Annotated in this window: 9 protein-coding genes and 1 pseudogene; 5 read left to right on the top strand and 5 right to left on the bottom strand. The window is 70.8% G+C overall.

What is annotated here, in order from left to right:
• Positions 1-82: 82 nt before the first annotated feature.
• The 5 genes from EAO76_RS21425 to EAO76_RS21410 form a co-directional block, all read right to left on the bottom strand.
• A complete protein-coding gene (locus EAO76_RS21425) occupies positions 83-1,339 on the bottom strand; it encodes an extracellular solute-binding protein (RefSeq protein WP_148837576.1) in 1,257 nt (418 codons plus the stop codon).
• 47 nt (positions 1,340-1,386) lie between these two features.
• Positions 1,387-2,643: a Gfo/Idh/MocA family protein gene (locus EAO76_RS21420; RefSeq protein WP_148837575.1), complete on the bottom strand. Its 1,257-nt coding sequence runs from the start codon at positions 2,641-2,643 to the stop codon at positions 1,387-1,389.
• Between the two features lie 27 nt (positions 2,644-2,670).
• On the bottom strand, positions 2,671-4,398 hold the full coding sequence (locus EAO76_RS21415) for a peptidase C14 (protein WP_262375636.1): 1,728 nt from the start codon (positions 4,396-4,398) through the stop codon (positions 2,671-2,673).
• Positions 4,395-4,802, bottom strand: coding sequence for a hypothetical protein (locus EAO76_RS46455; protein WP_262375635.1), 408 nt, complete (start codon positions 4,800-4,802; stop codon positions 4,395-4,397). Before EAO76_RS46455 ends, EAO76_RS21415 begins: the two co-directional genes overlap by 4 nt.
• A gap of 208 nt (positions 4,803-5,010) precedes the next feature.
• Positions 5,011-5,868 carry an IclR family transcriptional regulator gene (locus EAO76_RS21410; protein ID WP_148837574.1) on the bottom strand — a complete coding sequence of 286 codons (858 nt, stop codon included), beginning with the start codon at positions 5,866-5,868 and terminating at the stop codon, positions 5,011-5,013.
• 291 nt (positions 5,869-6,159) lie between these two features.
• Here EAO76_RS21410 and EAO76_RS21405 point away from each other — a divergent pair, with 291 nt between their 5' ends.
• The 5 genes and pseudogenes from EAO76_RS21405 to EAO76_RS21385 form a co-directional block, all read left to right on the top strand.
• Positions 6,160-7,530 (top strand): aspartate aminotransferase family protein, encoded by a 1,371-nt coding sequence (locus EAO76_RS21405; protein ID WP_148837573.1) that lies wholly within the window; start codon positions 6,160-6,162, stop codon positions 7,528-7,530.
• On the top strand, positions 7,530-8,717 hold the full coding sequence (locus EAO76_RS21400; RefSeq protein WP_148837572.1) for a mandelate racemase/muconate lactonizing enzyme family protein: 1,188 nt from the start codon (positions 7,530-7,532) through the stop codon (positions 8,715-8,717). The genes EAO76_RS21405 and EAO76_RS21400 overlap by 1 nt, the downstream gene beginning before the upstream one ends.
• On the top strand, positions 8,714-9,559 hold the full coding sequence (locus EAO76_RS21395; protein WP_148837571.1) for an amidohydrolase family protein: 846 nt from the start codon (positions 8,714-8,716) through the stop codon (positions 9,557-9,559). The genes EAO76_RS21400 and EAO76_RS21395 overlap by 4 nt, the downstream gene beginning before the upstream one ends.
• A 241-nt stretch (positions 9,560-9,800) precedes the next feature.
• Positions 9,801-10,640 carry an SDR family NAD(P)-dependent oxidoreductase gene (locus tag EAO76_RS21390; RefSeq protein ID WP_148837570.1) on the top strand — a complete coding sequence of 280 codons (840 nt, stop codon included), beginning with the start codon at positions 9,801-9,803 and terminating at the stop codon, positions 10,638-10,640.
• A 99-nt stretch (positions 10,641-10,739) separates the two neighbouring features.
• Positions 10,740-11,073, top strand: a pseudogene (locus EAO76_RS21385) (peptidase C14); the annotation flags it as partial.

Here is an 11,073-nt window from a genome sequence, read left to right as displayed (position 1 = left end):
TTGCGGGGGGTCGGGGGAGTGCCCCGGGGAGGGTGCGGTACCGGGTCCGAGTGCGGCCGGACCCGGTACCGCGCCCGGTCGGTCAGCGGCCGAGCATTGCCTGCGCGGCCTTCTGCGCGGCGTCCAGCGCCTCCTGCGGGCTCTTCTTGCCCAGCAGCGCCGCCTGGATCTCCGGCGCGAGCACGCCCTGGACCTCACGGGCCTTGTCCTGGAGCGGGCCCACGGTCATGGTCGGCAGCGTGGCGCCGACCGCGGTCTGCAGCGCGTCGCCGGGGTAGAGGTCGCCGCCGGACTTGCGGGCCGGGAAGTAGCCCGCGCCCGTCTGCAGACCGGCCGTGTTCTTCGACTCGGCGACGAAGTTCAGCCAGTCGCCGGTGTTCTTCTTGTCGGCGCCCTTGAGCATGGACAGTGCGCCGACGGTGCCGTAGCCGACCGATGCCGTCTCCTTCAGCGGCGGCTGGACGACGATGTTCTCCTTGCCCCAGAACGGCTCGACGTCCGCCGGGGTGTTCTGCCAGGTGCAGGCCACCTTGCCCTTGGCGGTCGGGGTCTGCTCCAGCTTGGGCGTGGTGGTGACCAGGTCCTTGTCGGTGTAGCCGCCGTCGACGAGCTTCTTCAGGTACGTCAGCGCCTTCACGCCGGCCGCGTCGTTGAAGGTGACCTGCTTGCCGTCCTCGGAGAAGACGTCGCCGCCGGCCTGCCACAGCAGCGGGTAGAAGGTCATGTTCAGCGTCTGCTGGGTGTCGCCGCTGTAGCTGGTGGCGTAGTAGCCCTTCTTCTTCAGCTCCGGTGCCAGCGCCTCCAGTTCGGCCCAGCTCGTCGGGTAGTTCTTCTCGCCGATCGCCTCGAACACCCGCTTGTCGCAGATCAGCGGGTTGGCGCTGGTCAGGACGGGAGTGCCGAGCGCCTTGCCGTCGTACGTGACGGACTTCAGGGCGAAGTCGGTGTAGTCCGACCTGGCGTCGGCCGGCATGTACTCGTCGGCCGGGACGATGCTCCTGGCGTACTTCGGCAGCTGGTCCGGGATCAGGTAGACCGCGTCCGGGCCCTTGCCGGAGGCGATCGCGGTGGCCAGCGCGGTGTCGCGGTTGGCCCACGGGAAGGTCTCCACCTTCACCTTGACGCCCGAGTGCTCCTTCTCGAACGCCTTCACCAGGCCGTCCCAGTAGGCCTTGTTCTTGGCCTCGTCGAAGATGACCGGGTAGGTCCACATGGTGACGGTGTTGTCGTCGCTGCCGCTGCCGGAACAGCCGGCCAGCACACCGACGGCGAGCGCGGTGGCCAGCGCGGGGGCGGCGACGGCGCGGACTCTGGAACGGCGGGTGAGGAGACGGGACATGAGCTGGTCCTCCGAGGACGTGAGGGTGGGGCGGGGAAGAGGGGGAGTCACCGGGCCGGAACCGTCTGGACGGTGCCGGTGTGCCGGGCGCGTTCGGCGGCGAACGCCGCCAGGTGGCTGCCGAGCGAGGTGGCGGGACCGGAGCGGACCGCCCCGGCGTCACCGGTGGCGACGGCGGTGACGAACGCGTCGACGAGTCCGGCGTCCCCGCCGCCGTGCCCGTCGGCCGCGTTCGAACCGGACGTGCCGAGTTCGTGGACGGTGGACTCGCCGGTCCGGAAGTCCTGCACCGTGACCCGCTCGCCGTCGCCGATCAGCCAGCCGTGCGAGCCGAAGATCCGGGTCTGCCGGTGGGTCTGCTCGGTGAACGCCACCATCTGGAAGGTCGCGGTCACCCCGTCCGTCAGCTGCATGGCCAGGACCTGGTGGTCGACCACGTCGTTGTCGCTCCGGTACGCGCAGACCCCGTACGGGCCCTCGCGCAGCGCCTGCACGAGGCCGGCCTCGTCGGTCGCCTCGGTGACGTGGGTGACCGGCCAGACCGCGCCCTTCTCGCGCAGCGTCGGCATGTACAGCTTCAGCGCGCTGTACGGGCAGCCGTCCTCGACCGCGCAGTCGAGGCAGCGCCCGGCGGACCCGGCCGGGGCGTTCTCGGGCCGGAAGTGCTTCAGTCCGCCGAAGCTGGAGACCCGCTCGATCCGGCCGCCCATGACGTACGTGATCCAGTCCAGGTCGTGGCAGGACTTGGCGAGCAGCATCGGCGAGGAGTCCTTCTCGCTGCGCCACGGCCCGCGCACGTAGCTGTGCGCGTAGTGCCACCAGCCGACCGGCTCCAGATGGTCGAGGGAGACCAGCTGGCCGAGCACGCCGGAGTCCACGACCTCCTTCACCAGGTCGGTGTACGGGGTGTACCGCATGACGTGGCACACCGCGAACAGGACTCCGGAGCGTTCCACGCCCTCGACGATCCGCCGGGTCTCCTCCTCGGTCGGGGCGAGGGGCTTCTCGGCGAGGATCGCGTAGCCGGCCTCGGCCAGGGCCAGCACCGGCTCCACGTGGAAGCGGTCCTGGGTGGCGACGACGACGGCGTCGGCGATGCGGTTCTCGACCAGCGGCCGCCAGTCGTCGAACTCGACGGGAGCGCCGGCGGCGGCCCGCGCCGCGGGGCGCGGGTCGGCGACGGCGACGAGCTCGGCGCGCTCGGGGTGCGCCTTGATCCACTCGGCGTACGTCAGACCGCGGTTGCCGGCGCCGACGAGTGCGACCCGTACGGGCCGGCCGGTGATCGGGGTATGCGTGGACACGGGAATCCCTGGTGCTCGATGGGGTGGTCAGATGCGCAGCGTGGCCGCGCTGTGGGCGACGCGCTCGCCCTCGTCCGGCAGCGCGGTGCGCTCGGTGCCGTCCTCGACGCAGCCGGTGTGCAGCAGATGGCTGTCGCCGGTGAACGCCGCGGGCCGCAGTTCGAGCCGGCCGCCGGTGAAGGTGGAGCCGGTGGCCCGGTAGCGGTTGGTGCCCTCGGTGACCAGTACGTGGGCGGTGCCCTTGGGCGCGGTCGAGTCGAGGCCGGACAGCTGCCAGTCGACGGTCCGTCCGGCACCGGTGCGCGACAGCAGGGCGCCGTCCTTGTTGGTGCCGTTCAGCCGCGTTCCGTCGACGCGCAGCCGCTGGTCCTTGTCGGAGGCCAGCTTGAGCCCGGTGTCGCGGAGTTCGCCGCCCAGCACGGTGATGTCGGTGTGCTTGAGCGAGACGGGGGCGGTGTCCTTCGAGCCGGTGAGGGTGCACTGGTCCAGGACGAGCGGCCCGGTGCCGTTGAACACCGCTCCGTCGACGCCCTTCAGGACGTTGCGCTGGAGGGTGAGCGGGGCGGTCACGTTGGCCTGGGTGATCTCCGCGCCGGCCGCGAACGCGAACGAGGAGTCGGCGATCACATTGGGGCGGGCGGACAGGTCCGAGGCCCGGGAGACGATCAGCGGACCCGTGGCCGTGCAGCCGCGCATCTGCACGCCGTCGGCGTTGACCCAGAGCATTCCGGAGCCGGACAGGGACTTCTTGCCGATGACGAGGACGTCCTCCAGGGTCAGATCGGTGATCTTGACCCGGGCCACGAACCAGGAGCAGGCGTGCCGGCGGACGGTGATCCGCTTGGCCCGGCCGCCCCAGGCGGCGCCGGAGTTGGCGAAGGTCATCAGCCCGGAGTTGCCGGTGTAGACGAGGTCGTGCTCGAACTGGCCGTGCGTCACGAACGGGCCCTCGTCGTCGCCGTCGCCGTGGCAGTTGGTGACGTAGCAGTAGGCGGAGGCCGTGAAGTCGTTGAGGTGGCGGGCGTTGGAGGTGTGACAGTCCTCGACGTGCCCGTACAGGCAGTAGATCTGCTGGGTGAGGTAGCCCGCGCCGCCGTACGTGACCGACTTCGGGTTGGTCAGCGAGCACTGCTCGGTGCGGTAGTACGTGCACCAGCGGCGCATCACGACCGGCCAGAAGGTGCCGACGGCCTCGATCCCGGAGACGTCGCAGCGCACCGCGTACTCGTACGCGACCGGGTGCGAGCCGGACATCTCGTCCTCGCCCCAGCCCTCGAAGACCATGTTGCGGACGTGGGCGCGGTCGACGGGCTCGACGCGGGTCCAGGTCAGGGTGCGTCCGGCGGCCAGGTCCCAGCCGATCTGGTAGTTGACCCGGATGTGCGTCGCGTCGACGACATCGGTGACCTGGACGAGCCGCTGGATCTCCTTCTCGTACTTGCCCGCCAGGGCGTTGACCTCCACGGCCCACCACTGGCCCACGGAGAACTTCGACGAGTCGCCGACCTCGAACAGGTCCGAGAGGTCCGGCATCGCCGCACCCAGGGTGTGCTTGACGGTGGTGTCGGTGAGGGTGCCGCGGAAGGAGAGGACGGCGCCGAAGGGGTTGTCGTGGGTGTTCTTCTCGATGCCTTCGGTGCGTATGAGGTTGCCGCCGAAGTCGAGTTCGATGTGGGAGCGGTTGAAGAGGTGGCGTTTGGTGAACAGGAGGTCGGTGTGGGCTTCGATGCGGTGGACGCTCTTGTCGGCGATCATGGCGTCGAGTGCGGCGTCGGCGGGGGTCTTGGCGTCGAAGTGGCCGAAGGTGCGGAAGTCGAGGGTGCCGGTGTGGAGCTGGTGCCAGCGGCCGGTCTTGCGATGACGGTGCCGTTGTTGTGGGCGGCGGTGGACTCGGGGTCCCAGCGCAGGGCCATGCCGCCGCCGTCGCCGGGGCGGGTGTGGCCGGCCAGGAGGATCTGGGTGCCGGTGGCGAGCGGTCTGGTGTTCAGCTCGCGCAGTTCGGCGACGGTGTCCAGGCGCAGTACGTCACCGGCCCGGGCGGGCGCGGCCTGCGCGCTGCCGGAGGCCGCGGCCGTACCGGCGATGACCAGACCGGCCAGACCCGAAGCCCGCAGCACGGCACGACGGGACGAGACGGAGGAGGGGGGCGGAACGCTCATGCGGACTTCGCCTTCCGAGAAGTGCGATAAGTGAGGGAGCGTTCCTGCGGGAGACTGCCATGAGGCGGATGGCTGAAAAGGGTCCGGTCATCAGGTGTTCGCGGCGCGATGGGCAGGCGCCGGAAGCGGACCGGAAGGGGTAAATCGCCGGTGACGTGGGAGTGTCACCGGGGTTGGCAGGGAACCTACGACTGGTTGCGTCGTTTGGTCAAGAGCCGAATCCGTCGGAATGCGGTGTGTCGCTGTCGGATATGACCTGTCCCGGCTCCTCGACCCAGCCGAGCGAGACGCTGATCCGGCGGGCCGCGTCCCGTACCTGGCCGCCCAGTTCCTGGTAGCGCCAGGCCGGCAGGCCGAGCTTGAGGCCGGTGATGGAGACGGCCCCGGCGCACACCGAACGGTCGTCGAAGACCGGCGCGCCGATGCAGATGATCCCCTCGGCGTCCTCCTCGTCGTCCAGGGCGTAGCCGACCCGGGCGATGTCGCGCAGGTGCGAGAGGAAGGTCGCGGGGTCGGTGATCGTGCGGGAGGTGCGCCGGGGCAGCCCGAACCGCTCGACGACCGCGGCCGCCTCGCTCTGTGGCACGGCCGACAGCAGCGCCTTGCCCAGGCCGGTGCAGTGCGGCAGCTCGCGCTGGCCCATCCGCAGGTCGAGCCGGACGCGCTGGTCGAGCTCGACCTGGTCGACCACGACCGCGTGGCCGTCCTCGGGCACGGCGAGCCGGGAGGCCATGCCGGTGGTGCGGGTGAGCTCGGTCAGCACGGGGTGGGCCACCCCGCGCAGAGAGACCTGGGAGCGGGCCCGGTCGCCGAGCCTGGCCAGGCTCATGCCGAGCCGGTAGCGGCGGTTCATGCCCTCGCCGTCGTCCGAGACGAGGCCGTAGGCGCGCAGGGTCTGGAGCATGCCGAAGGCGGCGCTCTTGGAGATGGAGCAGGCCTGGCCGACCTCCGTGACGCTCAGGCCGTTCCCCTGGGAGGGGGCGGCGAGCGCCTCGAGGATGTCCGCTGCCCGGGCCACGCTCTTGACCCAGTACTTCGGTTCTTCTGGGGCAGCACTGTTCGTCATGGCAGAACAGCCTAGTGCCTCCCGGGTGGGCATACGGCGGTTTGCCTGTGAAGAAAGCGCGGAAACGGTCCTTCCGGTGGCTCCTGAGGGGTTGACCACCCCTGGTGCCGCACGTAATATCCAGGCACTGTTCTGCTCTACAGAACAGCGTTCGAAAAAACGAAACGCACCACCCCGAACACCACGGATCACCCTCTTCCTGCGGCGACTGCCGGGCGGATGGCGCCAGGGACTCACGGGCCGGGCAGGGCCTGCGAAAACCGACGACTCTCGACGCAAGGAGCAAGCGATATGAGTTCAGGCCCGGTAGGCAACGGATCCGGAGCCCGACTCGCCGAACGCGCCCGCCTGGTCGTGCCCGGCGGAGTGAACAGCGGTCAGCGCAGCGTTCCCGGACTGACCGATCTGGTCGTCACCGGGACCGACGGCGCGCGGTTCCGTACCGCCGACGGACGCGAGTACACCGACTTCCACTCGGCCTTCGGCCCGCCGCTGCTCGGACACAACGACCCCGACGTGGCCCGCGCCACCGCCGAGGCCGGTGCCACCATCGGCCACATGGGCGTCGGCGTCACCGAGGGCGAGATCCTCCTCGCCGAACAGCTCGCCGAGCTGATCCCGTCGATCGAGAAGGTGCTGCTCACCAGCACCGGCAGCGAGGCCACGTTCCACGCGCTGCGCGTCTCGCGCGCCGCCACCGGCCGCCGCCTGGTCGTCAAGTTCCAGGGCTGCTACCACGGCTGGCACGACGCGGTCAGCCTCAACGTCATCTCCGCGCCCGAGAAGGTCGGCGGCCACGACCCGATCTCGACCGGCATCCTGCCCGAGGTCCTCGAAGCCACCCTCGTCCTGCCGTTCAACGACAGCGAGGCCGTCCGCCGCGCCTTCGCCGAGCACGGCTCCGACATCGCCGCCGTCATCGTCGAACCCGTCCCGCACAACGTCGGAGCGCTCCTGCCGTACCAGGAGTTCCTCACCACGCTGCGCGAGGAGACCACGAAGGCCGGCAGCGTCCTGATCTTCGACGAGGTCATCACCGGCTTCCGGCACGACATCGGCGGCTGGCAGAAGATCTCCGGCGTCACCCCCGACCTCACCACCCTCGGCAAGGCCATCGCCAACGGCGCCCCCGTCGGCGCGATCGGCGGCCGCGCCGACCTGATGGACCTCTTCTCCACCCGCCCCGGCGCCCCCGCCTTCTTCGCCGGCACGTACAACGGTCACCCGTCCGTCGTCGCCGCGGCCCTCGCCACCCTGCGCAAGCTGCGCGAGGAACCCGTCCACGAGCACGTCTTCCGGCTCGGCGAGCGGGTCCGCACCGAGCTGACCGCGCTGTACGAGCGCCTCGGCGTCCCCGCCGTCGTCACCGGCTACGGCTCCGTCTTCGTCAGCTACTTCATGCCGGGCGAGGCCCCCCGCACCTACGCGGACCTGCTGAACAACGACGCCTCGCTGTTCGTCGGCTACCGCCGCAAGCTCCTGGAGCACGGCCTGTTCGAGCTGCCGCTCAACCTCAAGCGCAGCCACATCAGCTACGCCCACACCGACGCCGACGTGGACCGCCTCGTCGAGGGCACCGAGGCCGCGGTCAAGGCCGTGCTCGCCGACGGCGGCGCCCGCGACCTGGAGAACACCTCCACCATGGGCGGAGCGACCCGCTGATGCTCACCGTCAACCGCACCCGCCCCGCAGGCCCCGCGGGCCGCATCACCCGGGTCGAGACCCTGATGCTCGGCACCTCCTGGCGCGACTTCGGCTACGTCCGGGTCCACACCGACGAGGGCCTGTCCGGCATCGGCGAGATCACCCACCCCTACCGGGTCGGTGAGGTCTGCGAGCTCACCGAGGCGATCGCCCGCCGTCACCTCATCGGCGCCGACCCCTTCGACATCGAGGAGCTCTGGCTCCGCGTCTACCAGGGCGACTTCCTGCGCGGCGGCGACATGGGCGGCGTCGCCCTGTCCGGCCTCGACCAGGCGATGTACGACCTGATGGGCAAGGCGCTCGGCGTCCCCGCCTACCGGCTGACCGGCGGCGCCTGCCGGGACGACGTACGTGTGTACGCCAACGGCTGGTACACCGGCGAACGCGAGCCCGAGACCTTCGCCGCCAAGGCCCGCGAGACCGTCGCCAAGGGCTTCACCGCCCTCAAGTTCGACCCCTTCGGGCCCGGCCTGCACGAGCTGGAGCGCGCCGAACTGCGCCGCTCCGTCGAGCTGGTGGCCGCCGTCCGCGAGGCCATCGGGCCGGACGTGGACCTCTTCATCGAGGGGCACGCCCGGTTCGCCATGCCGACCGCGGCCCGGCTGGTGCGCGAGCTGGAGCCGTTCGACATCGGCTGGTTCGAGGAGCCGATGCCCTGGACCCACATCGAGCGCTACGCGGAACTGCGCCAGCGCGCCGCGTTCCCGATCTCCGGCGGCGAGCACTTCCACAACCGCTACGAGTACAAGCAGCTCTTCGCCACGAACGCGGTCGACATCATCCAGCCCGACCTCTCCATGGCCGGCGGCTTCACCGAGGTCAGGAAGCTCGCCGCGATCGCCGACACCCACGGCATGCTCGTGGCCCCGCACAACTCCAACTCGCCGCTCTGCACCACCGTCTCGGTGCACGCGACGCTCGGCATCCCCAACTTCAAGATCCTGGAGACCTTCGACGGCCTCCTGGAGGACTACGTCTTCGACGCCCTCAAGGGCACCCTTCCGATCGTCGACGGCCGCATCGGCCTGCCGACCGCACCCGGCCTCGGTGTCGAACTCGTCGACGAGGTCTTCGAGGAGCACCCGCCCAGCCACCGCTTCTGGAACATGTTCGCGGACGGCTGGGAGAAGCGGAACCGGACATGATCGTCGACGTCCACTCCCACCTCTTCCGGCACAGCCACGACTTCACCGAGCCGTTCGAGTCGGACTCCGCCCGCGCCCACGCGGGCGAGGTCGACCTCACGGTGAAGTGGGAGGAGTACGCGGCCACCGCCCCCGAGGGCACCCGCACGATCGTCGTCGGGGGCAAGGCGCGGCGCAGCGGCCTCTGGGTCGACGACACCGCGGTCGCCTCGTACGTGGCGGCGCATCCCGACCGGCTCATCGGCTACCTCTCGCTCGACCCCACCCAGCCCGGCTGGCAGGACGAACTCCGGTACGGCCACCAGGAACTGGGCCTGCGCGGCATCAAGCTGATGCCGATGTACGCGGGCTTCGACCCGGCCGCCGAGGAGTACGACGAGCTGTACGCGTACGCCGAACGGCACGGCCTCCCGCTCCTGGTGCACACCGGCACGACCTTCGTGTCGAGCGCGCCGCTGGAGTGGGCGATGCCCCGCCACCTGGACGCGGTGGCCATCCGCCACCCCGAACTGCGGATGGTCCTCGCCCACCTCGGCCACCCCTTCGAGGGCGAGTGCATCGCGGTCATCCGCAAGCACCCGCACGTGTACGCGGACATCAGCGCCCTGCACTACCGGCCCTTCCAGCTCTGGCACAGCCTGCGGCTGGTCCAGGACTACGGGGTCTTCGACAAGCTGATGTTCGGCAGCGACTACCCGTTCACGACGGTCGACGACTCGGTGAAGGGGCTGCGGGAGATCGCCCGCGTCCCCGGCATCCCCGGGCTGCCGCCGCTCGACGTGGACAAGGTGGAGGAGATCATCCACCGGCCGTCGCTGGAACTGCTGGGCCTGGACGGCTGATCCACCGTCCCCCGAACCTGTCGGCACGGCGCCCGGGTCAATCCCCCTGCTCCCGGGCACGGCCGACAGCCGGGCCGCCGCGCGATCCCAAGTGTCCCTGCGCGGCGGCCCGGACCCCTCCGGCTACCGGAACTCCCTGCCCCCGGCCCATCCGGCGACCGGGACTCCTTCTTCCGGACCCATCCGGCGCCCGGACCGGAACCCTCCCTCCCCGTACCTCTCCGCCTGGAGGAACCCCGCCATGACCGCAGCCCTCCCGCCGCGCGGAACCGAGCGCTTCGACCTGACCGGCCGCACCGCGGTCGTGACCGGGGCCGCCCGGGGACTCGGCAGGTCCTTCGCCGTCGGCCTCGCGGAGGCGGGCGCCGACCTGGTCCTCGTCGACCTGCCCGGTGCCGAGGGCATCGACGCGACCGCGGCTGCCGTGGAGGGGCTCGGCCGGCGGTGCCGCACCTACGGACAGGACCTCGCGGACATCGACGCGCTGCCGGGCTTCGTCGACACCGTGCGCGCCGAGGCCGGACCGCTGCACGTCCTGGTCAACAACGCGGGCACGGCCGCGCTGGAACGCTTCAACGAGATCACCCCCGCCAGCTGGTCGCACATCATGCGGGTCAACGTCGACGCCGTCTTCTTCCTCAGCCAGCGCGTCGCCGAGCACATGACGGCGGACTCCGTGCCGGGCCGCATCATCACCATCACCTCGAAGAACGCCCTGGTGGCCGAGGCCGGACTGGCCCACTACAACGCCTCCAAGGCGGCCGCCCAGCTCCTCACCGAGACCCTGGCGGTCGAACTCGCCCCGCACGGCATCACCGCCAACACCCTCGCCCCCGGCATGGTCGAGACCCCCATCGACGGCGAATTCCCCTTCGACCGGGAAGCCTTCGAGTCCGCGTACCGCGAGCGCATCCCGCTCGGCCGGTACGCCCGGCCCGACGAATGCGTGGGCGCCCTGCTGCTGCTCGCCTCGGACGCCGGGGCGTACCTCACCGGGGCGCGCATCGTCGTCGACGGGGGAGTGCTGGCCGACCAGATGCCGCGCATGCGCTTCATGCCGCCGTACCGCAACACGATCTGACCGCGGCCGACCGGCGGTCGGCCCCCACAGAGCACGCATCGACACACGCATCGAGCACGCATCGACACACGCATCGACAACGCGAGGAGCGCCTCCGCCATGTCCGTCCATGCCTCGTCCCCAGATCCCTCCTCCGTCTCGTCCCGTCGTGCCGTGCTGCGGGCTTCGGGTCTGGCCGGTCTGGTCATCGCCGGTACGGCCGCGGCCTCCGGCAGCGCGCAGGCCGCGCCCGCCCGGGCCGGTGACGTACTGCGCCTGGACACCGTCGCCGAACTGCGCGAGCTGAACACCAGACCGCTCGCCACCGGCACCCAGATCCTCCTGGCCGGCCACACCCGCCCCGGCGACGGCGGCGGCATGGCCCTGCGCTGGGACCCCGAGTCCACCGCCGCCCACAACAACGGCACCGTCATCGCACCCACGCACCCAAAAA

This window comes from Streptomyces sp. sk2.1 (genome assembly GCF_008120935.1).
GTDB lineage: Bacteria > Actinomycetota > Actinomycetes > Streptomycetales > Streptomycetaceae > Streptomyces.
This window is presented reverse-complemented; position numbering and strand designations above follow the sequence as displayed.